The organism is Dialister micraerophilus DSM 19965 (genome assembly GCF_000194985.1).
Lineage (GTDB): Bacteria > Bacillota > Negativicutes > Veillonellales > Dialisteraceae > Dialister > Dialister micraerophilus.
Window position 1 is genome coordinate 1,049,085 of record NZ_GL878519.1, and the last position, 22,942, is coordinate 1,072,026.

Here is a 22,942-nt window from a genome sequence, read left to right on the forward strand (position 1 = left end):
TTGCACGGTACACGAAAAATGATTGTGAACAAAGTGAGTCAGATCGTTATTCATGAAAGTAATGTTGGCGTGCATTGAAAAAGAATATAAGCCTTTAAAGAATAAGTAACGATATAAGCTGTAAAATTGTCGTAATTTCATGCAAAAAGAGCGGGAATTTCCAGTTTTTTTGTTATTATAAATTCTCATCAAAATATAAAAAATTAAATATTTAATAATAAAATTATGATTTATGTTATATGTAAATATTTGAATAAAGGTGATAAACTTCTATAGTAATTATATTTATAAAGATAAAAAATAAGTTATAGAAAGTTGCTTTTTGATTAATGTAAAGTTGATTTATGAATAGAATATATCGACGGGTATGGAGTAAAATTCGAAATAGTTGGGTAGTGACATCGGAAATTGCAAAAGGATATTGCCGAGGAAATATAAAAAGCAATAGGAATGTATCCGTTATACTGGCATCGATTATTTTATTCGGTTGTATGTCGGCGCCTTTTACGACATCTGCAGTTGATTTGACTCCGGAAGAGCAAAAAATATGTGACAAAAGGATTATCTTCGATGGACGGAATAATAAATAGAGTCAGTGCAGGAGCTGCAGCATTGTCAGCACTTCGTCCTATTTCCAATGGGTATGATCCTGATGACAAATTGGACTTCTCGGTAGGATTCGGATATTACAAAGGTGAAAATGCGGTAGCGATAGGTGCTTACTACAGACCCGGTCCGAATACGATAGTTTCTCTAGGAGGTGTGTTTAACGGAGATGATAATTTGTTTAATGCCGGACTTTCATTTAAACTCGGTAAGGGAAATGAAGCTGCAATGCTTTCGAAAAAAGTGTTGCTTGGTGAAGTTATCAGACTTACGAGAATAAATAAAGAAATGGCAGCAAAAATAGAGTTGCAGGAAGAAAAGATAGCACATCAGGAAAGTATGATTAGTGAGCAAGATGCACGACTGAAAAAGATTGAAGCGCTTTTGGCAGTCAAGTAGTACATACGAAAAGAACTTCGGAAATTTCCGAAGTTCTTTTATTTGCCGATTATATATCGTATTTATATAAATTCTGTTGTGCACTCTTTTTTACGAATTCGCTGAAGTGATCGATAATGTATTCACGCAGCAATACGGCAACGAGTGATAATTTGGTATCTGCTTTCCATGATAAATTCAAGTAGCGGTGGCACTTCGGAGATTCGATTTTTATAACTGAAATTTCGTCTCCGATAGCGCTGTTCCAAGTGATTTCCGGAACTAAAGCAATACCTAATCCGGCATGTACAAATTCTCTTACGGTGTCGGGACTGTCACTTTCCATAACTATTTTTGGAATAAAACCTGCTTCTTTGCAAAATGTATCTGTTGCGGAACGTAAACCCATACCTTTGGGTGCGGCGATGAAATTTGCATCCGAAAAATCACTCAACTTGGCATTTGTCAAATTTGCATGAGGATCAGAGTTATTTACAATCATTACAAGATTTTCTTTAAACAATGTTACAGTATGATTGTCGTCAATCGGTTCGACACTTGAAAACAATGTCAAATCCATTTGTTTTTGATTTATAATTCCTCTGTTGTTCGGTTGAACAACTTCAAGTAATGCTTTCGGATGTTCCTGTTTGAATTTCATAAGAAAGACGGGAATTGATTTCGATGCAGATAAAATGACTAAACGTACAGTCATCTGTTGCAAGTTTTGTGATTCACTTAATTCTCTTTGAAGAGATTCCAAGTCACGTAAAAAATTTTTTGAGTATTTAAGTAATATTTCTCCGTTTTTTGTAAGTTTTATGTTTCTTCCGTAATGCTCAAACAAGGTTACACCCAATTCATCTTCCAATCCGCGGATACTTCTCGAAAGAGCCGGTTGTGCTATATGTAATTCTTTTGCGGCATTTGTCATATGTTGAAGTTCCGCTGTTTTTTGGAAATAAAGTAGAGTTGTGAAATTGAGTTTCATATGAGTATCCTTTCATCTGTTGTGCCGAATTTAGATAGTACTTGCAAATTTGTTATTATAGTTGTATACTATAAACAGATATAAAAAATATCTTTATATAAATTATGTTCAGTTTAATTATTAAGCAAGTTTTATGAATGGAACTATAAGTATAAATATTGCTTAACAAATTTTATTATAACATATTTATTATTAGTTTTACATTTTGTTATTAATAAAAAAACGATATTAAAAATGTAAGGAAGGAGCGTGAGTGTAATGACAACATCAAATAATGTTATGAAAAGTAATTTGACTGCAATATTTTCGAATGAATCGGTTTTAAGTAAAGTTGTTATTCAGACCGCGTTCCTGTTTTTGAATTCTATTGAAGCAATCGTATGCGGAATGAAAGCTTGGAAACCGTTGGGAAGAGATTTGTAGTATTTCATGTATGCTGTCGTCTTTTTTGACGATATTTTGATGAGCGTCAGTAGATTGTAATATGATGGGCATTTTATGTCCGTGTACTTGGTGATTACCGGTGCACTGTGTTTTTATAGTGGATTAAACAAATCATATACCGAATATGTATTGAAGACGCTTATTGCGTCTTTTTGTTATTTTAAGGAGAGTTTTACTTTATGTGGTACGAAATGAAGCGTGATGTAAAGAAAATGGGTTCGATAATGACACCTATTTTAATTGCGCAACTTTCGATTGTTATTATTAACTTTGTGAATACAACCATGTCGGGACATGCGGGAACTTCGGACTTGGCAGGTGTTGCTATAGGTGCCGGTATTTTCGGGCCGCTTATGGCTGCAATTGTAGGTTTTTTGATGGCAGGTTCACCGATTATTGCGCAATACGTAGGTAAGCACAATGTTCATTCTGTTCCGGCAGTTGTTCGTACAGGTCTTTACTTTGCAATTATTATAGGTGCACTCTGTTTTATCGGTTACTTTTTTGCAATAGATTCCCTTTTGTCGGGATTATCTCTTGAACCCGAGGTAGATCATATAGCAAGATATTATTTATTGTTTATGATCGGTGCGTTATTGGTTATTTCATTGGTTATTCCGTTGCGTTTGGTTATAGATATTGCCGGAAGCGCTTCAACTTCGATGAAATTGTTTATGCTTGCGGTACCTTGCAACATTTTAATGAACTATATATTTATGTTCGGACATTTCGGGATGCCGCGCTTGGGCGGAATAGGTGCCGGAATTGCCACATTATTGACCTATCTCTTCGTTCTCAGTCTTTTTATTACCGTTATTATGAAAAACGAAGAGTTCATGGGTAAGGAAATTTTCTCCAACTTCAAGCAAGGATTTGTTGATTGGAAAGAATATTTGTCTATCGGAGTACCGAACGGATTGTCAATTCTTATGGAAGAAGGACTTTTCGGTGTAATTTTGATACTTATGACAAAGTTCGGAACGGAAACTCTTGCTGCATATCAGGTAGCAAGCAACTTTGCAAATTTGTTGTACATTATTCCGCTCAGCTGCTCAATGGCGCTTACGATAATGGTAGCTATGGCTGTAGGTGCACGTAACTATGAATTGGCAAGACGTTACAGACGTGCAGGACTTGCCATTACATTGACTTGTTCTTTGTTGACTATGGCTGCAACCGTATTGTTCGGAAGAGTTATAGCTTCTGCGTATACGAGTGAAGCGGTAGTAATAGAATTGGCAAGAGGTTTCTTGATTTATGCGGCAGGCTGGCAATTTTTCGATGCCGTTGCAGCACCGATTCAAGGTGTATTGCGTGGATATAAAGATACAAAAGTTCCGTTTTTACTTACGGTGCTTGCATATTGGGCAATTTGTTTCCCGATAGGTTTCTACTTGGATCATATTTTGAATTTTGAAGCTCATTCATATTGGTTGGGATTGGATTTCGGTGTAGGATGCTCTGCAATTTTCATGGTATGGAGACTTAGAAAAATTGAAGGCAAGTACATTGACGACCTTGAAGACGAAGAAGCTCCGAAGTTTAAATCGTCCTTTGATAAGGCTCATAACAAACGCAGTTACAAACCGCAAAAATCTGTACGTAAATTAACTGCAGAATTATCTAAAGTTGTAGAAAAAGTGCGGTGTGACGGAATAATGAATGCATTTTTTCTGAATAATTTCAGAATATTGATGTGGATATGGAAAAATAAATTTCATGATCTTAAATTGAAAGTTGTAGGAAGAGCATCCAGGGCATACGTGCCATAGGGTCGCTAATGTAAAACCACCCTTTTGAGGGTGGTTTTGTTTTATAAAAAATTTATAAAAATAATTTGAAATTCAAACCGGATATTGAAAGTGAATTTGGATTTGAATTTAGAACACAAACGTGAGTATGAGTAAATTGTTTTTCAGTAATAAGTTATTTTAATATGGCGTAAACGATTAGAAATAATTTTAAAATATTTTTTATTGCATTTCATATTATGAATTACAAAATAAAAAAAGTCATTTCATTACGAAATGACTTTTTGTCGTTGCGGGTTCGGAATCAAGTAAAAAAATGGAGCGGGTGAAGGGAATCGAACCCTCGTATCCAGCTTGGAAGGCTGGCGCTCTACCATTGAGCTACACCCGCAGATGGTCGGAGCAGCAGGATTTGAACCTGCGACCCCTTGGTCCCGAACCAAGTGCGCTACCAAACTGCGCTATGCCCCGGCAACGTAATTGATTATATCAGCTAATAAAAATATTGTCAATTTATTTTGCAAACTTTTTTTTAAAAATGAAAAAAGCTATATAAATGCGTATTCATTATATCACCTTTTAAAAAATTTTTACAAGTATAATAAAAACGGTAAGTAATATTGAACAGGTTTAATTGTTTGTGATATTATTAAGGTGAATTATGAGCGGAGGTGTTCAAATGTCCAAACATATTATTACTATCAACGAATCTTCTTTACAAGATACAATGAAGTTTGAAGGTTGCAGCGAATGTCATACATCATGTCAATCTGCTTGTAAAACGAGTTGTACCGTAGGTAACATGGTTTGTACCGAACAGGAAGATGCAGAAGTTGCAGCAGAAAAAAGAGCATAATATGAAATCCCGTACTGTGATTGCAAGTGCCTTGTGCTTTTCTCCGTAGAAAATTTTGAGCTTTAAGGCAAGTGTTTTTGAGTTCGGGATTTTTATTGTGTAAAAAGGAGAGATTTTGTGAGTATCGTAACTCCTATGATTCATCGTTTCAAACAACATGGAATGAATATTGTTTTGGACGTAAACAGCGGTATTGTTCATGTTGTAGATCAAATTACATACGATGTACTGGAATTTTATAAGGGAACAAACAGAAGTGAAGTTTTCAACAAACTTTGCGGTAAATATAATAAGGATGAATTGATTGAAGTCATGGATGAGGCCGATGAGTTGATTAAAGCTCGAAAGCTGTATGCACCTATGGATTCGGCTTACAAAATTGCAGTCAATGACAGACCTATTATAAAAGCTATATGTCTTAATATTGCACATGATTGTAATTTAAGATGTAAATATTGCTTTGCCGGTCAAGGCGGATACGGTAAGTGGCGTATGCTTATGAGCTTTGACGTAGCAAGACGAGCTATAGATTTTTTGATTGCTCACAGCGGACCTCGCAAGCATTGTGAGGTGGACTTTTTCGGCGGCGAACCTTTGATGAATTGGCATGTAATTCAACAAACGGTTACATATATACGTCAGAAAGAAAGAAAACATAATAAAATAGTAAGACTTTCTTTGACAAGTAACGGTATGCTTTTGGATAAAGAAAAAGTTAAATATTTAAATGATAATCATATAAGTCTTATATTAAGTATTGATGGACGGCGTGAAATGCATGACCGTATGCGTCCCGGAGTACATGGTGAAGGTACTTATGACCAAATTGTAAAAAACCTGAAGTATTGCGTAGAACATAGAAACGGTGAAGAGTACTATGTTCGAGGCACATTTACAAAATATAATTTGGATTTTACAACCGATGTAAAAGATATGGTGGACACAGGATTTCCTGCATTATCCATGGAACCGGTAATAGGCGAAGAAGGTACGGATTATTCAATCACAAAAGAAGATTTGCCGGCGATAAAAAAAGAGTATGAAAAATTGGCAGATTTTTTTATAAAAAGAGAAGAAGAAGGCAGACCGTTTTGTTTTTTTCATTTCAATATGGATTTGTGGAAAGGACCCTGTTTACCGAAACGTCTTCGCGGATGCGGCGCCGGATTTGAATATTTGGCTGTAGTACCGAACGGAGATATTTATCCCTGTCATCAGTTTGTAGGACGAGACGGATATGTTATAGGAAATGTATATGACGGTTTGAAAAATATGAAAATGATGCGTGAATTTCGTGTAAATCATGTTTTCAACAAACCGGAATGTATAAATTGCTGGGCAAAATTTTTTTGTTCCGGCGGTTGTCATGCAAATAATGCCGCTTTTACCGGTGATATGCACAAACCGTATAATCTGACGTGTGAAATACAGAAAAAACGTGTGGAATGTGCAATGATGATTCAAGCTTATAACAGTTTAAAAAAGCCGGATGTAATGGCAAGACCAGGAAGCAGGCAAGCAAAATTGAATGTATTGAGAGAAAAAATATAATGAAAACTTCTTATCTTGAGAGAAATTGCTCAATGATAAGAAGTTTTTTATATTGCTTTTCAGCATTACTTTATTATCGATATTTTCATGCTTATTTGTTTGTATGGATATAAGATTTAAGCTATAATGAAGAAAGATAAAATACGATGAGTATATAGGAGGAATTCTTATGAAATTTAAACGATTGGCTGTATGTGCAGTTGCAACTTTAATGCTCGGAACGGGCATAGCTTCACAAGTATCCGCTTTTAATTTGGGAAGTTTTTTAGGTGGAGTTGTAAAAGTAGGTGGAATAGGGTTTTTAGTAAATAAATACGGTGATTCCGTAAACAGTGCAATTAATTCTCTGATGATGAAAGAAGGTGTCGGTACAAATTATGCAACGAAAGTTGTACCTATTGTAAGTATAGGTGATTCAGGATATATCGGTGCAGCACAGGTAATCGGAGATGCAAATCAAGTAGCTAAAGTTAAAGCTGTGGGTCAATTGGAAATAGGATGGAATGACAGACTTTTCAGAATAAAAGGACTTGTTCCTATGGACAGTATGGATCCGACCGCATTTTCAAGAGTTCAAGGTGTGGGAGTTTCAGCTGTAATAGACGTAAGAATTTAAGGGGGATAATTTATGAAAAGGGCTATACTTGTTGCAGGTATAACAATGATGTTAATAGGCTCGGTGTCAGCAATGGAACCGGTAACTTTAAACGGTAAAATGGATAAATTGGATTCAGCGGTATTCGGAGGAGTTCAAAACGGTTCTTTGATTCATCGTGTTGATGCAGTTGACTCCGTTATTTACGGAAAAAGCAGAAAAGGAGACGGACTTGATGAACGTGTATCAAATCTTTACTCTGAAGTAATTCATGATGATGAAGGTGAAACACCTTCACTCGGTACACGAGCAAATGCTTTGGAATATTATATAACGGACGGAATAAAGCAAACATCACTTGAAGAACGTGTTCAGGATATGGAAAGTACCGTATTCGGTGCTGCAAAAACCGGCCCTTTGAATAAACGTATCAATGAATTGGAAAAAGAAGTTTACGGAAATCGTCATTTTGCAATGCAAAATATTGAACTTCCGGCAAACACCGTATTCAAAATAGCATTGAATGAAGACGTAGGTACAAAAACAAATGAAGAAGGGGATTCCGTTTCATTTACAGTTGAAGAAGACGTAGTTGTAGGAAATGTTCTTGTTCTTCCGAAAGGTGCACAAGGAAGCGGAGTTGTTACAAAAGTGGTAAAACCGCGCAGTTTCGGAAGAAGCGGTTCACTTGATATAGCATTCGATCAAGTATTTTCAATAGATGAAGAAGAGATACCTACCGTACTGGGGCCGGAAGCCAGAGAAAAACTTAAAATGGAAGCTGCCGCAGTAGGTGCTTCTGCAGTAGGTGCATTGGCTTTAGGTCCTATCGGGTTGGTGGGAGGATTTTTCGTAAAAGGTAAAGATGTCGAAATGCCTGCGGGATCGACACTTTATATACAGACAAAAGAAACGGTTCAGACAAGAGGTATGGTAATGGTACCCGGTGAACCCGAATTGATTTTAAACGAAAAAGTAAGCTCAAGTGCAAAACAGGAAGATGCAAAAAAAGATACAAAAACCTTAAACGAAACCGAAGTTATAAATCTTTCAAAAGATGAAAAAGGTGTAGTAAAAGTAAAAAATGCGGGAAAAACGGTTTCGGAGAATAATAAAGCAGTTTCAGCGAACAATAAAGATGAAAAGACGGAAGAAAATATAAAAAAAGATTCATCAAAAGAAAATAAAAAAGAAAGTAAAACGCTGAAAGATGCTGATGATATATCTATGGTGATTGTAAGAAATGAGTAAATTCGAGAAAAAAGTTTTATTTTTGACTTTAATAAGCGTATGTCTTGGCGGAAGCGGTGTATTTGCGACCTCTTCCGCTAACGCTATGTCCACAACATTATCTAATACGCAAAAAAATATTTCCGAGAAAAGTACAAAAAAATCCCCTTTGAGCTTATCTGCAGACAAATTGAGATATAGCGATTTAACTAAAGAGGTAAACGTATCCGGTAATGTTGAGTTGATACATGATGAGGATGTATTTCATACCGATAAAATAGATGGAAATACCGATTCCGAAAAATATATTATTCCGAATTTTCTGAATTGGGCAAGACAGAATTTTGAAGTTAATGCAAAAAAAGGTGAATATTACGGAAAAACTTCAGATGCATATTTGTATGACATCGAAGGTCTTTATCAAGGAAAATATTATTTCAAAGGTAAAGAATTGGAAAAACAAGGAAATAACGGATTATTCATCGTCAAAAACGGATACTTAACTACCGAAAGTGCGATGGCGAAGGTTCCTGATTATAGAATAGAAGCCGAAACTTTGGAGTTTTTACCCGGAAATTCCTATATTGTTAAAAATGCAAAACTTATGGTTAAAAACACTGAAATTTTGCATATTAATGAACGTAAAGGACAATTGGGAAAGCGTAAAAAAATAAATTTATGGTACTTGCTTCCGAGAGTAAAAACAAGCAGAGATTTAGGTATAGGAATATATAATACAATTTATTATCCGTTAGGATTGCGCAACAATATCAATTTTTATATTGAAAATGAATGGTACACAAAAGCGGGATATATTCCTGATGTGGGTTTTGAAAAAGATGAAGATAACTATAATATAAAAATTCATGTAGCAAGAGAACAAAGCAGCGTGAATGACGATGTTTGTTTCATATGGAAAAAACCGTCCGTAGATTTTGAAGTGAAAGAAAGACAAATCGGAAATTATCCGCTATATATAAAAACTTCGGGAGATTTAGGATATTGGTCGGAAAATGAAGTTAAGGGAACTCATTTCGGTATGAATATAAATGTTGTCGGAAAAACTGTTCCCATAAATAAAAAAGTGGATTTCGATTGGTCTTTGGGATATAGCTACGATTATTACGGATTCAATAAAAAAGTCCGTACCGACAAATATTATAATTTGGAATTCAGAGGCAAATTTAATAAATTTGATATGGGCATAAAATATACAGATCATAATTTCAGCGGGGAAACACCTTATAGTTATGACAAATATGAAAATATAAAGCCTGTTGCAATGAGAATAAAAGTTCCGATTACAAGATTGGATGAATTTGAAGTTAAATATGTAATAGATACCTCAAGCGGAATTTTGAAGAACAGATACTATATATATTACAGAGATATGCATTCTTTAGAAGGAAGAATAAGTTATGATTCCGTAAAAAACAGAATTGATGCAGCAATTGATTTTAAAGATTTTTAAGATGTTTATTTTGAGTCGGGAAACATATGAAGCTTAAAAAGATATGGATATGTAGTGCGGTTATAGCGGCAGTTGTACTTACGATACTCGGAATGTACGGTGAAGATTTAAGTCTTTTGAAGCGTAATGAAAAAACTGAAGAAACAAGTTATGCGTATGAAAGCGGAAATACGGGAAATTCCGATTCAAAAGCAGAAGTTGAAAAAGTGTATGATGCAGGAATGTATTTGAGATCCAAACCTTTAAAAGATCCTTTTCATAGTGAAGGTATAGCTAAAATAGATGCGGAAATAAAAAACGGTATGAATGTAAAAAATACGCAAACCGATAATTTGAAGCATGAACATAAAGGGCGAAAAAATACGCCGGTTCCGGATTTATACGGTGTGGCGGCATTGGGAAATTCACGAAAAGCATTGTTTTCATACGGCGGTAATACAATAAATGCAAAAGAAGGCGACAGAGTAGGAGATTGGACTGTTGTAAGTATTGGAGATAAAACGGTTGAACTTGCAAACAATTCGGAAAGAAAAATATTGGAGTTGAAATGAAACATAAAATTTTATGCTTGGGTAGTGCGATACTGTTGACCGTATGCACAAATTTTTTTGTCGAAGCGTCCGATAATTTCAGCCTGCATGTGCAAAATGCACCGTTGCAACAGGTATTACGGAGTTTGGCTGAGCTGTCGGGGAAAAATGTTGTTATTCCGGGAGATTTGAAAGGTACGGTTACTGCAAGTATTGATAATGTTACGCCGGAAGAAGCGTTGAACTCATTACTTTTGATGAACGGACTTATAATCAAAAATGAAGGTTCGACAATGATAATTTATAATGCAAAAAGTGAATCCGACTCGGCAAAAACAATAAAAACATTTAAGTTGTCATATGGTAAATCAAATGAAATTGCAAATGAATTGAAAAATTTAACCGATAATGTACAAGTTGCATCGGACGTGGGGACAAATTCCGTAATCGTCAATGCGACACCTCGTGCAATGTCGGAGTTGGAGCATATTATAAAAGCGCTTGATATACCGGAAAAGCAAGTGAAAGTGGAAGCGGAAGTTCTTGCTGTAAATCGTTCTTATGCAAAGGATTTGGGTATAGATTGGCAATTCAAAAGTTTGACGGGACAGGCAGAACAAAGAAATGTATATGATAAAAGCAGCAAAACAAAAACATCATACTTGAAAATCCCCGAAGATTATGCAGGAATATCATATGGAAAATCCATTACAGGAAATCCGTATACATTTTTCTTTCAAGCGAAACTTAATGCACTTCTTTCGGACGGTAAAGCCAAAATTTTGGCAAAGCCGAATGTAGTTACCTTAAACGGGAGAACTGCGGAAATTTTAATCGGAAGTAAAATACCGGTTTTAGTTGAACATATGGAAAACGGAACTAAAACAACATCAATTGAATATAAAGATGCAGGTATAAAATTAACATATACGCCGAATGTAAGTAAAAACAGTGAAATAACTGCAGATATAATTGCGGAAGTATCTACACCTTACCTTGTACCTGAAATGAAAGCTTATCGTATAGTCACAAGGCAAGCACACACAACGGTAAGATTGAAATCGGGAGATATGCTTACAATAGGTGGATTGATAGATAAAGAAGAAGCGAATAATATAAGAAAAGTTCCCGTTTTGGGAGATATACCGATACTCGGAAAATTATTTCAAACCGAAACGGAATCAAAAGAAGAATCTGAAATAATTATTATTATTCGTGCAAATATTTTAGAGTAATAATCAAAGTCGGGAGAAAGAATGTCAGTTTTAAAAATAACGGGATTGGGTAAATCATATGGGATAGAAACCATATTTAAAGACGTATCATTTGAAATAAGAAGCGGAGAACGTATCGGACTTGTAGGTGCAAACGGTGCGGGGAAAACAACACTTTTAAAATGTATAATGAATACTGAAGAACCCGATGCGGGAAGTGTAAAAGTTACAGATTCATCGGTGATAGGGTATTTGCGTCAAGATTTTGATTATACTTCAAGTACACTTCGTCAAGAAATGGAAGAAGCTTGGAAAGATGTACTTTATTGCAAAGACAAAATGGAAAATCTTGCACGTGAACTTGAAAAAAACAAAGATGATCAAGAACTGATAAAAGCATATGGAAAAGCACAGACAAGATTTGAATTTCTCGGCGGATATGATTATGAAGCGGAAACTATGAAAATACTGACGGGATTGGGATTTACCAAAGAAGATCTCGACAGGGATATTTTTTCATTTTCAGGCGGACAAAAAGTAAGAATAAATTTGGCGGCGGCATTTGTAAGACATCCGGATTTTTTACTTTTAGACGAACCCACAAACCACTTGGATATGGAAATGCTCGAATGGTTGGAAGAATTTTTATGCTCATATAAAGGCGGTATTTTAATGATATCTCACGATCGTTTTTTTCTTGATCGTGCGGCAACCGGAATTATAGAACTTGAACATAAAAAAATCCGTACATTCAGAGGAGGATACACACGTTATTTAAAAACAAAAAAAGAACAAGATGCTGCTTATGAAAAAGCATATGAAAAGCAACAGGAACATATAAAAGAAACTGAAGCGTACATAAGAAAATATAAAGCCGGAATAAAATCAAAGCAAGCAAGAGGTCGTCAATCTCAGCTTGACAGACTTGTAAGACTTGAAAAACCTAAACACTTGAAAACTTTGGATTTTCATTTCAAAAAAGTTGACGACAGCGGAGAAAAAGTTTTGGATATGACGGATGTAAAAGCCGCATATGGAGAAAAAACAATATTTGAAAATTTGGAAATTCATATAAGAAAAGGTGAAAGAGTAGGTCTTATAGGCGCAAACGGAGTAGGTAAAACTACACTTTTGAAATTAATAACAAAAGAAGAAAAACAGAAGCATGGAATAATACGTCTAGGAAGCAATGTAAAAGTAGGATACTATTCACAAGAGCAGGATGAATTGAATCCGCAGTCGACAGTACTTAATCAAGTAAGAGATATGTTTGATTACGGAGAAGAAAAAGCCAGAAATATTTTAGGTATGTTTTTGTTTAAAGGTGATGACGTATTTAAAGAAATTTCTTTACTTTCCGGTGGAGAAAAAGCCAGATTGTCATTACTATGTCTGTTTTTGAAAAATCCGAATTTTTTGGTGCTTGACGAACCGACAAACCATTTGGATATACCTACGAGAGAAATCATGGAAGATGCACTTGAAGCATTTGGCGGAACAAGCATAATAGTTTCTCACGACAGATATTTTCTTGACAAAGTAACCACAAGAATTCTTGAAATGGAAAAAGGTAAAGTTACCGAATATTTAGGTAACTACACATACTATAAAGAAAAGAAAAAAGACCTTTTGGCATTCAATGCAGACAGAAACGGAAAACTCGTAGAAGCAAAAGAAAAGAAAGCGGAAGTAACTCACAAGTCGAAGGATGTAAAAATTGAAAAGCAAACAGCACCCGCAAAAGGCGATTTGCTCAAGCTTGAAAAAACAGAAATGGAAATAAATCGTCTCGAAGCCACAATGAAAATGTATGACATGCAACTCGGCAGCGGAATGACGAATTATGAAGAAATTGCCGAGCAATATACAGATATAAAAAATAAATTGCAAAAACTATATGTAAAATGGGAAGAACTTGCAGAAGAAACGGGCAATTGAAAAGTGCGAAATAAAAAATGTCTTATTTACGGATTTCAAGTAATAAGACATTTCAATTCGCACTTTTAGTTTGCAACTAAAGTTTCAAAATCGGGATCACCATGAAAACGCATGAAATGATCTTGAGTTGCGGCAGTTTTCTTTACATCGATACCGCCTTTATCAATCGCTTTTTTCAAATAAAATAAAGCTTCTTTTTTATCGTTCATATCTGCAAAATCGGTAGAAATACCGTAATAAGACCAAGTATTCTCCGGATCTTTGTCGATAACTTTATTGAAATATACAATGGATTCCTGATACCTTTTTGCAAGTTTCAATGCTATTGCCATTTCATAAAAACCTTGAGTATAATCGGGATTTATTTTCAGTGAAGTATCTATTAATTTTATTCCTTCATCCGGTTTGTTTCTAAACGCAAGCAATAAACCTTTCAAAGATAATACTTTGTAATTGTTTTTATTATACGAAACGGCTTCATCTGCAACCGTTAAAGCAGCATCGAAATCATTTTGTTTATATAAATTATTCGCTTTTTCATATAAATCTTCAGATTTTTTATCCAAAACGATTGTTTCGGTTGAAGAAATATCATTGTTTTTGACTTGTGATACGTTATCGGAGCAACCTGTAAATGCGAATACACATATAAAAATAAATAAATATTTAATTATATTTTTCATTGGAACCTCACATTGCAAACACATATATATACATAGTAAAATGAAATCGACATTTTGTAAAATAATTATAATCTTAATTTGAAAGAGGAAATTTTATGAAAAAAACAGCATTGATTACGGGTGCCGGCAGCGGAATAGGACGTGAAACCGCTCGTGCGTTTGCTATCAGAGGGTATAATATTATTTTGTGCGGAAGAAATCAGGAAAAACTTTTAAGTATTCAAAAGGAATTAACTGTAAAATATGAAGCACAAGCATATGTAAAAAAATTGGATGTTACCGATGTGGAAAATATTAATGCGGTTGCAAAAGAATGTCTTGAAGAATTTGAAGGTATAGATGTACTTGTAAATAATGCCGGACTTGCCAGAGGATTGGAACCTTATAATCAAAATCGTGAGGACGGTATATTGGAAATGATTGACACCAATATAAAAGGTCTTATGATGATGACACGTGAATTTTTGCCGTCAATGCTTGAACATAATACGGGGCATATTATAAATATAGGCTCTACTGCCGGATTATATGCATATGCAGGAGGAGCGGTATATTGTGCAACAAAATCTGCTGTAAAAACATTCAGTGACGGAGTGAGAATAGATGTAATCGACAGTAACATTAAAGTTACAACCATACAACCGGGACTTGTGGAGACACCGTTCAGTGAAGTAAGGTTTCGTGGAGATAAAGAACGTGCGGCAAAGGTATATGAAGATATAGATGCACTTCAAGCGCAAGATATTGCTGAAATAATTGCATTTACAGTAAGTCAACCGCTTCGTGTACAAATAAGCGACATAGTAATAATGGCAAATCAACAAGCTACAGGATTTACAATCAGCAAGAAAAAGAAATAATTGAGTATTTGACAAATTAAAGCACTTTAAGTAAAATATATTTTGTTAATGCCGACATAGCTCAGCCGGTAGAGCGGCGCATTCGTAATGCGTAGGTCGCAGGTTCAAATCCTGTTGTCGGCTCCAAATGAATATTTGCGGACTTTTCGGAATTGAAAGGTCCGTTTTAATTTGAAAATGCAGTAAAAATGTATTGTTGTAAAATAAAAATATATTTAGTAAAATGAAAACATATTTGAACGCATATTTATTTTTATAGGAGGATAAGATATTGGGAGAACTTTTGACAGTAGCAGGACTGATTAAAGTGTTGAAAGTGTTGGTTGTCGATTTGTTTTTGGCAGGTGATAATGCAATACTGATCAGTATGGTTGCAGGCCATCTGGAACATGATTTAAGAAAAAAAGCTATATTTTTCGGAACGTTCGGTGCTATTGTATTGAGATTGGTTCTTGCGTTTTTGTTTGTAGAAGCGCTACACACAATTCCATATCTTCACCTTATCGGCGGAATTTTGCTTTTGTGGATAGCTATTGAGCTTATGATACAAGATAAGCATAAACATAAAAAGCATATCGGTGCCAAGAAAAAACTTTTAAGTGCAATATGTACGATTATCATTGCAGACGGTGTTATGAGTATAGATAATGTACTTGGAGTGGTGGCTGCTGCCGAAGGACATATGGTTCTTGTAATGGCAGGTATATTGGTAAGTGTGCCGATTATTGTATGGGGAAGCAACTTGTTTGCAGATCTTATAGAAAAGTACCCGTGGATTTTGTATTTGGGCGGTGCGATTTTGGCATGGAGTGCCGTCGGAATGATTATACAAGATTCATCGGTGAGTGCCGTATTGGGAGATCAGCATCTTACATTAGGTTCTGCCGCAATGGTTTTATGTTATATAATATCTAAAATTATAAGCAGAATGAAATTGGCAGGACATGTAAAACGTGCAAAAGAAAGACATGCACAAAAGAGAGCCGAAAGAAAAACAGGAAGAAAAGAAAATTTGTAAAAATAAAGAGATTGCCGAAAAGGTAATCTCTTCTTGATTTTTGTCCGAGTTTGGTTTATAATGTATAAGCTTGTTGTACAAGCGACTTCCTAGCCCATGAAAAGCATGGGACATAGGTCCGATAAGGAGGCGATTAGATGAATAAGTATGAAGTTATGTTTATCGTAAAAGTTTCTGATGAAGAAGCTATTAAGTCAGCAGGTAAACTTGTACAGGACACAATCGTTAAAAACGGTGGTACTGTAGAAAAAGTTGACGAATGGGGAAGACGTCAGTTGGCATACGAAGTAAAGAAACAGACAGAAGGTTACTACTTCGTAATCGACTTTACGATGAAACCGGAAAACATCAAGGAACTTGATCGTGTAATCAAGATTCGTGAAAGTATTATCCGTCATATTATTGTTAAACAGGATGACTAAGCAGAGGTAGAGCGATGAATTCAGTTCAGGTTTTAGGCAATTTGACAAGAGACCCGCAGATTAGAGCTACAAAAACGGGTCGTGCGGTAGCATCATTCAGTATTGCCGTTAATCGAAGCTATACGACCGCACAAGGTGAACAGAGGGAATTGACCGATTTCATCAATGTGGTAGCATGGGGAAATTTGGCGGAAGCAGTAGGTAATCAGCTCAGAAAAGGAACCCGTGTCTTTGTAGAAGGACGTTATTCAACACGTTCATATGAAACTCCTGACGGACAGAAACGTTACGTTACTGAAGTAACTGCAAACTTGATTGCATTACCTTTGGGAGCGAACGGTCGCATGAATGCGGCGCAGTCCGACAGTATGAGTCAACCGAGCAATAATTTCAGTCAGTTCGGAGAAGTAAAGCATGACGAAGACATTCCGTTCTGATATATAGGAGGGATAATAGAGAATGATTAGAAGAGATAAATCAAGAAAACCGAGAAAGAAAATCAGTCAGATTTTCGGAGACAAGTTGGACAACTTGGATTATAAGGATGTTGCAACATTGCGCCATTTCATTTCCGAACGTGGAAAAATTCTTCCGCGTCGTGTAACCGGTGCTTGCGCAAAACATCAGAGAAACATCAATTTGGCAGTAAAGAGAGCAAGAGCAATTGCTTTGTTGCCTTTCAGTGCTGATTAATAGTAATAAAAAACGGCTGTACAGCCGTTTTTTTATTGTATTTATTTCGTTGAATTTTTTTTCAAATCAGGCTTGATTTCCATATCCTTAAAAGCCTGTAACATTTTTATACGATGAATAATGCTTTGACCTTGCGGGCTCTGTAAATAAGTCAAAGTTGTTTTGGGGACCATTCTGCGTACAGTTTCCCAATCATCATGAGCAAGAGCATTTCTTACCGAAGATGCACTTACCACTTGATTTCCTTTTTGTTCACGTGGAATAACCTTCAATTCGATGCCGTTTTCAGAGAAAACTTCACGCATTGCATTATTATAGGCATTTGTAGTCATATCGGTAGGTTCTTCACCTACAAAACGTACGGTTATGTTGAGTGCGGGTGCGATACGTGTGGCAAATACCGTAGCATCCAATTTTGTTTGTGCTGCAAGCTCATCCGTTCCCTTTATAAAGTAAGTGGGGAATGTAGCATTTGAAATAATAAAATCACCGCCGCTTACAACTTCCACGTTGTGCATATGAGCGACTCCCTGTTTGATAAGAGAAAAACGATCTGAAAACGGGAAAATTGAACGATCTTCCTGAACTGCAAAAATAATAACTTCATCGCAATTATTTATTGCATATTCGATAAGAGAACGATGTCCGAAAGTAAAAGGATTGCAATTCATTACAATTGCACCGCGGTTTTTACCTTTTCCGGTACCCAAAAGAGGACGAATACGCGCCAAATACTCATCTAATGTATTTGTTCCACGTTCAAGTAACGCTGCATAAGGATTTGCAACTGCAACACATTTAAATCCCATATGTTCAAACACAGGAACGGTTTCAGGCTTTGTAAAAATCTGATTACCGGTTACACCTCTTCTGTCGGCTTCACCTTGCAAATTGCGTATAATACGATGAGTTAAACCTTTTCCTCTATATTCCTCGCAAATTGCGATATCTCTCATAACACGGCCGCCCAAAGAACCTGTACCGATTAATTTACCGTCATCAAACAGTCCCATTGTATAATCAATAACACCTGTGAAAGTAAGATCGAATTTCTTTAAAAATTCTTCAACTTTTGCTTTTTCAACAGGATTTGTCAAAAATATTTCGCGTTCTGTAATCATTTAAATCTCCTTTTTTAAAAATCTAATTCATTATATCAAAAGAAAAGATAGAAGTTAATAGATAAACAATAGAAGATTTATATAAATAAATCATACTATAAAAAATATATTTGAATAGAAAAATGATAAAAGGTATCCATGTATATCAAGTGATTTTTAAATTGCGCTCATAAGGTAGACACCTATAAGACATACGGCAAGACCGATAAATTTTTTTATAGTGATACTTTCGTGAAAGAAGAAAAAACCTAGTAAAAACAAAACTGTACTTATGCAAATATTTGCAAAAAGAGAACCTTTACTGATATCACAGCCGCTTCTATAGAGAATAATCCAGCCCGACTCAATGGCAAGTACTGCGGCACCCATTGCAAAATTTACCCAATTCAATTTGCTTATTTCGATAGAAAAATTATCAGTTCTTGTAAATAAAAATAATCCTATACTTAAAAGAAAAGCAAATCCGTAAGTTACGGTAAGTCCCAAAAAAGGATTTAAGTATTGAGATATAGATTTACTTAAAAAATGATAAAAAGAATTTCCCGTTACAACTACGAGAAAGGGAATTATAAATGCGAAATCCATACTACCACCTCATAAAATATTGTAACATAATAATATAATATGCGTTGATTGTATATTATATGTAAAAATATTATGTCATATGTGATTTGCAGCTTGAAGTATTTAACGAAAAATTTCGGAATGAAAAACGTACTGATGAAGCCGAAAATATTTCAACGAAATAAAAGTGTTGCATGCAAGTAATGAAAAAATATTGAGTTTTCCGAATAAAATCACCTTTTGCGGTTGACAGAAATAATGCTGCTCTCTTATAATTATGGTGAGCATCAACAGGTCTGTGGTTGAAAATCGATGCCAGTCGCAGGCGAAACGATCCACGTAAGAAGATAAAAATATCTTTGAGCATGGTGCGGTTTAGGTGTAAGACCTGCCGATTAAATTCGAGAGAATCAGTAGTGAGAGGTATATTCCGCGTAGCGAACGTTCCTGCAGGCGAGTGTGGGGGAAAAGACCAGGTCAGCTGTTTGACGCTTATTTTTATAACGAGCGATGATCGAAAAAAGTACATTCGATTATAATTCAAAGAGAATGCAGGTCACGGCTGAGAGCCTGCTGAATGATAACGAAATGGAAAATGCATTCGTGAGCTGAAAAGTGGAATTTACAGTATACTTTTCCGTATGTTCGCGATAAGAACAATGGTGCAATAATTATTATTGACAGAGTGGAACAACGGACCACCGCCTCTGTAGGACGGTGGTTTTTAATTGTAATAAATAAGGGGAGGAACTTATGGAGGAAATTAAAGTTTATAACACGTTGAAACGTGAAAAACAGATTTTTAAACCGATAGAAGAAGGTAAAGTGAAAATTTATGTTTGCGGAGTAACACCTTACAATCATCCGCACATAGGAAATGCACGTCCTGCAGTTACATGGGATATAATTCGCAGATATCTTGAATATATAGGTTATCATGTAGATTTCATTCAAAATTTTACAGATGTAGATGATAAAATTATAAATAAAGCGAATGCCGAAAAATCGGATTGGAAAACCGTTTCTACACGATACATTGATGCGTACTTCAAGGTAATGGATGCATTACATATACGTCGTGCAGATATTTATCCGTATGTTTCAAAACATATGGAAGACATTATAGATATGGTAAAAACTTTGATAGAAAAAGGCCATGCTTATGTGTTGGGAAATGACGTATACTATGATATTTCCACATTTAAAGATTATTGCAAATTAAGTGGACGTAAAGTAGAAGATATGCTTGCCGGCGCACGTGTAATGGTAAATACCGCAAAGAGAAATCCGGGAGATTTTGCACTTTGGAAAGGTGCAAAACCGGGTGAACCGTTTTGGGAAAGTCCGTGGGGAAACGGTCGTCCGGGTTGGCATATAGAATGCTCTGTAATGTCCACACACTATCTCGGTGCTACATTTGATTTCCATGGAGGCGGAAGTGATTTGATTTTCCCGCATCATGAAAATGAAATTGCACAATCCGAAGGAGCAACCGGACAAAAATTTGTAAAATATTGGTTGCATAACGGATTTATAACAATCAACTCGGAAAAAATGAGTAAATCATTGAATAATTTCTTCCTCGTAAAAGATGTTTTGGAAAAATATTCCGGAGATGCATTGCGTTATTTCCTTTTGTCGACACATTACAGAAGCCCGCTTGACTTCAGTGATGAAAGACTTGAAGAAGCGGAAAAGAACATGAGCAAGTTGAAAGATGTAATTGCTCGTATCAAAGAAATGGAAAAGGAAGACGGAAAAGTTGAAACCAACGAATCCGTTTCACTCAAAAAGGCGGCAGCACGAACAATTGAAGAATTCCGTCAAGCAATGAATGACGATTTCAATACGGGACTTGCAACAGGAGTATTGTTCGATTTTGTAAAAGACATAAACATTTACTACAATGCCGTAAATTCCGGAGTTGCAATTGAAAAAGAAGCCGTAATTGAAGCGAAGGAAACATTTAAAACGATTTTGGATATTTTAGGAATTTTGGAAAGTGAATGGAATACTCAAGAATCTTATGCCGGCAGTGATTATGATGCATTAATGGAAATGATTTTATCCGTACGTGAAACTGCACGTAAAGAAAAACAATACAAATTGGCGGATGAAATCAGAGATAAATTGGCAGAATTGGGAATAATTGTAGAAGATTCTGCAACGGGAGCAAGGTGGAAAAAGCGTGGAGTTTAAACGCGTATTGTTATTAAGAAAATTAATGGTAGAAAGACTCGGTAAACAAAAAACAGTTTTAACCGAACAAGATTGTTTTTCAATGGATGCATTGACATTGGCTTACATGGGAGATGTGTGTTGGTCACATTTTATTCGTAATCAATTGATAGCAACCGGTATTTACCATGTACAAGTATTGAATGATATATCAATGAGTGCAGTGTCCGCACGTAAACAAGCGGTAATAATGAATGACTTGAGAGATTTATTTTCCGAACGTGAAATAAAAGTGGCAAAACGTGCAAGAAATACGAATTCTACAGTTCCCAAAAGTGCAACTGTGGAAGAATATCGTGAATCTACCGCATTTGAAGGTGTATTGGGATACTTGTATCTGTCAGGGCAAACAGAGAGATTGAATTTTATAATGGAAAAAGCACTGTGTTTTTTGTTAAAGGAACTGAAAAATGCTTATAAAAAATAAAACACATAAAAACTCAAATAAAACACAGACGGTAAAAAAACAATTTTCACAAAAAAATAAAAGAAAAACATTGAAAAAATCGGAAGATTTATTTATATGCGGAAGAAACAGCGTAAAAGAAGCTTTAAATGAAAATCAAATAAAAAAGATTTTTATAAAATCCGGAAACAACGATCAACGTTTGAAAGATATAGTAAAAATTGCACAAAATAAAAATATTCCGATACAAATCGAAGAGCAGGAAATATTGGATAAAATGTCCGACGGAGTACGCAATCAAGGAATTGTTGCAAGTATGAAACCTTTTGAATATTCCGATTTGGAAGAAGTACTTTTAAAAGCGAAAGAAGATCCGTTGATTGTATTACTTGACGGAGTTGAAGATGTACGCAACATCGGAGCGATAGTTCGTACTGCAGAATGTGCCGGAGTTTCAGCAGTGTTGCTTCCTAAACACAAAAGTGCTCCCGTAACTGCAGCGGCGATAAAAACCGCTGCCGGAGCATTTTCATATTTGCCGGTATGTGAAATAGGTAATATAAGACAAACGCTCGAACATTTGAAAGAAAAAGGTTTTTGGGTAGTAGGTGCGGATATGGAAGGTGAACTTCTATACTATGAATCAAACCTAAAAGGACCTTTGGTAATAGTAATGGGAGCGGAAGGTAAAGGAATATCTTTACTGACAAAGAAAATGTGCGATTTTTTAGTACGTATACCTATGAAAGGCAAAGTATCTTCATTAAATGTATCGGTCGCCGCAGCACTTTTGATTTATGAATCCGTAAAGCAAAGAGGCTAATATGAAAGACTTATACTTAGTTGACGGATACAATGTTATATTTTGCATGAGCGATCAATATCCTACGCACGACTTGGAAACCGGCAGAAAAATGCTTATTGACGCACTTCAAGATTTCGGTGCACATAATGACATTGAAATAATAATAGTATTTGACGGACAAGGAACATCGTTGAAAATTCGTGAAGAAACATTATCCGAGTATTTTCATATATTGTTTACACCTGCAAGAATGACTGCGGACAGCTATATAGAACGTGAATCATACAAGCGGCGTGATGAATACAGATCAATATTTGTCGTAACGTCTGACGGGCCGGAACAAAATCAAGTTTTGGGACATGGTTCGTATCGTTTGGCAGTTGCCGATTTGGAACGTATGCTTAAACAAGATAAAAAAAGGCAGCATACATTTATAAAAACAAATAATCTGAAAAATATGCGCAGTGAAATAGGAAGAAATTTACCGGTAGATGTACAAGCAAAACTCGAAAGATTACGTAAAAAATAAAAAAGTTGACCTCAAGTCTTTTGTGGTATATACTGAAAATGATTAATT

25 protein-coding genes, 3 tRNA genes and 1 other annotated feature are annotated in these 22,942 nt (G+C 35.5%); of the genes, 22 read left to right on the plus strand and 6 right to left on the minus strand.

The annotated features are described in order from the left end of the window. Nucleotides 1-344 precede the first annotated feature (344 nt). Both HMPREF9083_RS06795 and HMPREF9083_RS04965 read left to right on the plus strand, forming a co-directional pair. Nucleotides 345-590, plus strand: a complete 246-nt coding sequence (locus HMPREF9083_RS06795; protein ID WP_007556308.1) for an ESPR domain-containing protein — start codon at nt 345-347, stop codon at nt 588-590. Next, nucleotides 571-1,005 (plus strand): YadA C-terminal domain-containing protein, encoded by a 435-nt coding sequence (locus HMPREF9083_RS04965; RefSeq protein WP_007556309.1) that lies wholly within the window; start codon nt 571-573, stop codon nt 1,003-1,005. Before HMPREF9083_RS06795 ends, HMPREF9083_RS04965 begins: the two co-directional genes overlap by 20 nt. A gap of 49 nt (nt 1,006-1,054) precedes the next feature. Here HMPREF9083_RS04965 and HMPREF9083_RS04970 read toward each other — a convergent pair whose 3' ends face one another. Then, a complete protein-coding gene (locus HMPREF9083_RS04970; protein ID WP_007554495.1) occupies nt 1,055-1,975 on the minus strand; it encodes a LysR family transcriptional regulator in 921 nt (306 codons plus the stop codon). Nucleotides 1,976-2,233: 258 nt separating this feature from the next. Here HMPREF9083_RS04970 and HMPREF9083_RS06565 point away from each other — a divergent pair, with 258 nt between their 5' ends. Both HMPREF9083_RS06565 and HMPREF9083_RS04975 read left to right on the plus strand, forming a co-directional pair. After that, nucleotides 2,234-2,398: a hypothetical protein gene (locus HMPREF9083_RS06565; protein WP_007556310.1), complete on the plus strand. Its 165-nt coding sequence runs from the start codon at nt 2,234-2,236 to the stop codon at nt 2,396-2,398. Between the two features lie 200 nt (nt 2,399-2,598). Further along, a complete protein-coding gene (locus HMPREF9083_RS04975; RefSeq protein WP_007556311.1) occupies nt 2,599-4,191 on the plus strand; it encodes an MATE family efflux transporter in 1,593 nt (530 codons plus the stop codon). A gap of 296 nt (nt 4,192-4,487) precedes the next feature. Here HMPREF9083_RS04975 and HMPREF9083_RS04980 read toward each other — a convergent pair. After that, nucleotides 4,488-4,561 (minus strand) — tRNA-Gly (locus HMPREF9083_RS04980). Between the two features lie 3 nt (nt 4,562-4,564). Beyond that, nucleotides 4,565-4,641, minus strand: a tRNA-Pro gene (locus HMPREF9083_RS04985). Between the two features lie 208 nt (nt 4,642-4,849). Here HMPREF9083_RS04985 and scfA point away from each other — a divergent pair. The 8 genes from scfA (at nt 4,850) to HMPREF9083_RS05025 (ending at nt 13,555) form a co-directional block, all read left to right on the plus strand. Continuing rightward, nucleotides 4,850-5,026, plus strand: a complete 177-nt coding sequence (gene scfA, locus HMPREF9083_RS04990) for a six-cysteine ranthipeptide SCIFF (RefSeq protein ID WP_007554502.1) — start codon at nt 4,850-4,852, stop codon at nt 5,024-5,026. Between the two features lie 117 nt (nt 5,027-5,143). Beyond that, complete coding sequence (gene scfB / locus HMPREF9083_RS04995; RefSeq protein ID WP_007556314.1) at nt 5,144-6,577, plus strand: thioether cross-link-forming SCIFF peptide maturase; 1,434 nt, start codon at nt 5,144-5,146, stop codon at nt 6,575-6,577. A 169-nt stretch (nt 6,578-6,746) separates the two neighbouring features. Then, entirely contained in the window at nt 6,747-7,193 is a 447-nt protein-coding gene (locus tag HMPREF9083_RS05000) for a hypothetical protein (protein ID WP_007556315.1), read from the plus strand. A 12-nt stretch (nt 7,194-7,205) separates the two neighbouring features. Then, nucleotides 7,206-8,423, plus strand: coding sequence for a hypothetical protein (locus tag HMPREF9083_RS05005; protein WP_007556316.1), 1,218 nt, complete (start codon nt 7,206-7,208; stop codon nt 8,421-8,423). Beyond that, nucleotides 8,416-9,873, plus strand: a complete 1,458-nt coding sequence (locus tag HMPREF9083_RS05010; RefSeq protein WP_007556317.1) for an LPS-assembly protein LptD — start codon at nt 8,416-8,418, stop codon at nt 9,871-9,873. The genes HMPREF9083_RS05005 and HMPREF9083_RS05010 overlap by 8 nt, the downstream gene beginning before the upstream one ends. A 26-nt stretch (nt 9,874-9,899) precedes the next feature. Beyond that, nucleotides 9,900-10,424, plus strand: coding sequence for a hypothetical protein (locus tag HMPREF9083_RS05015; RefSeq protein WP_007556318.1), 525 nt, complete (start codon nt 9,900-9,902; stop codon nt 10,422-10,424). Next, the gene (locus HMPREF9083_RS05020; RefSeq protein ID WP_007556319.1) at nt 10,421-11,638 is read left to right on the plus strand and encodes a type II secretion system protein GspD; all 1,218 of its coding nucleotides are present in this window, start codon (nt 10,421-10,423) and stop codon (nt 11,636-11,638) included. Before HMPREF9083_RS05015 ends, HMPREF9083_RS05020 begins: the two co-directional genes overlap by 4 nt. A gap of 21 nt (nt 11,639-11,659) precedes the next feature. Then, nucleotides 11,660-13,555: an ABC-F family ATP-binding cassette domain-containing protein gene (locus HMPREF9083_RS05025; RefSeq protein ID WP_007556320.1), complete on the plus strand. Its 1,896-nt coding sequence runs from the start codon at nt 11,660-11,662 to the stop codon at nt 13,553-13,555. 65 nt (nt 13,556-13,620) lie between these two features. Here the strand turns inward: HMPREF9083_RS05025 and HMPREF9083_RS05030 are convergent, their stop codons facing one another. After that, nucleotides 13,621-14,238 carry a tetratricopeptide repeat protein gene (locus tag HMPREF9083_RS05030; RefSeq protein WP_155800637.1) on the minus strand — a complete coding sequence of 206 codons (618 nt, stop codon included), beginning with the start codon at nt 14,236-14,238 and terminating at the stop codon, nt 13,621-13,623. Nucleotides 14,239-14,333: 95 nt separating this feature from the next. Here HMPREF9083_RS05030 and HMPREF9083_RS05035 point away from each other — a divergent pair, with 95 nt between their 5' ends. The 6 genes from HMPREF9083_RS05035 (at nt 14,334) to rpsR (ending at nt 17,231) form a co-directional block, all read left to right on the plus strand. Beyond that, on the plus strand, nt 14,334-15,098 hold the full coding sequence (locus HMPREF9083_RS05035; RefSeq protein ID WP_007556323.1) for an SDR family NAD(P)-dependent oxidoreductase: 765 nt from the start codon (nt 14,334-14,336) through the stop codon (nt 15,096-15,098). 50 nt (nt 15,099-15,148) lie between these two features. Then, a tRNA-Thr gene (locus HMPREF9083_RS05040) sits at nt 15,149-15,224 on the plus strand. 145 nt (nt 15,225-15,369) lie between these two features. Continuing rightward, a complete protein-coding gene (locus HMPREF9083_RS05045) occupies nt 15,370-16,116 on the plus strand; it encodes a TerC family protein (protein WP_007556324.1) in 747 nt (248 codons plus the stop codon). A 137-nt stretch (nt 16,117-16,253) separates the two neighbouring features. Then, a complete protein-coding gene (rpsF, locus tag HMPREF9083_RS05050) occupies nt 16,254-16,538 on the plus strand; it encodes a 30S ribosomal protein S6 (protein ID WP_007554487.1) in 285 nt (94 codons plus the stop codon). Nucleotides 16,539-16,552: 14 nt separating this feature from the next. Next, on the plus strand, nt 16,553-16,975 hold the full coding sequence (locus HMPREF9083_RS05055; protein ID WP_007556325.1) for a single-stranded DNA-binding protein: 423 nt from the start codon (nt 16,553-16,555) through the stop codon (nt 16,973-16,975). A gap of 25 nt (nt 16,976-17,000) precedes the next feature. Further along, a complete protein-coding gene (gene rpsR / locus HMPREF9083_RS05060; protein ID WP_348523096.1) occupies nt 17,001-17,231 on the plus strand; it encodes a 30S ribosomal protein S18 in 231 nt (76 codons plus the stop codon). Nucleotides 17,232-17,272: 41 nt separating this feature from the next. Here rpsR and citC read toward each other — a convergent pair whose 3' ends face one another. Continuing rightward, nucleotides 17,273-18,352 carry a [citrate (pro-3S)-lyase] ligase gene (gene citC / locus HMPREF9083_RS05065; protein ID WP_007556326.1) on the minus strand — a complete coding sequence of 360 codons (1,080 nt, stop codon included), beginning with the start codon at nt 18,350-18,352 and terminating at the stop codon, nt 17,273-17,275. A 156-nt stretch (nt 18,353-18,508) separates the two neighbouring features. Beyond that, nucleotides 18,509-18,937: a hypothetical protein gene (locus tag HMPREF9083_RS05070; protein ID WP_007556328.1), complete on the minus strand. Its 429-nt coding sequence runs from the start codon at nt 18,935-18,937 to the stop codon at nt 18,509-18,511. A gap of 480 nt (nt 18,938-19,417) precedes the next feature. Further along, nucleotides 19,418-19,628 (plus strand) — a binding site (T-box leader). A 41-nt stretch (nt 19,629-19,669) separates the two neighbouring features. Between HMPREF9083_RS05070 and cysS the strand changes: the two genes are divergently transcribed. Genes cysS through HMPREF9083_RS05090 form a run of 4 tightly spaced genes read left to right on the plus strand, consistent with a single transcriptional unit; the run spans nt 19,670 to nt 22,894 of the window. After that, on the plus strand, nt 19,670-21,115 hold the full coding sequence (gene cysS, locus HMPREF9083_RS05075) for a cysteine--tRNA ligase (RefSeq protein WP_007556330.1): 1,446 nt from the start codon (nt 19,670-19,672) through the stop codon (nt 21,113-21,115). Then, nucleotides 21,105-21,581 carry a Mini-ribonuclease 3 gene (locus tag HMPREF9083_RS05080; protein ID WP_007556331.1) on the plus strand — a complete coding sequence of 159 codons (477 nt, stop codon included), beginning with the start codon at nt 21,105-21,107 and terminating at the stop codon, nt 21,579-21,581. The genes cysS and HMPREF9083_RS05080 overlap by 11 nt, the downstream gene beginning before the upstream one ends. Then, nucleotides 21,565-22,383, plus strand: a complete 819-nt coding sequence (gene rlmB / locus HMPREF9083_RS05085) for a 23S rRNA (guanosine(2251)-2'-O)-methyltransferase RlmB (protein ID WP_007556332.1) — start codon at nt 21,565-21,567, stop codon at nt 22,381-22,383. Before HMPREF9083_RS05080 ends, rlmB begins: the two co-directional genes overlap by 17 nt. Nucleotide 22,384: 1 nt before the next feature. After that, nucleotides 22,385-22,894, plus strand: coding sequence for an NYN domain-containing protein (locus tag HMPREF9083_RS05090; RefSeq protein ID WP_007556333.1), 510 nt, complete (start codon nt 22,385-22,387; stop codon nt 22,892-22,894). The last annotated feature ends 48 nt before the right edge of the window (nt 22,895-22,942 follow it).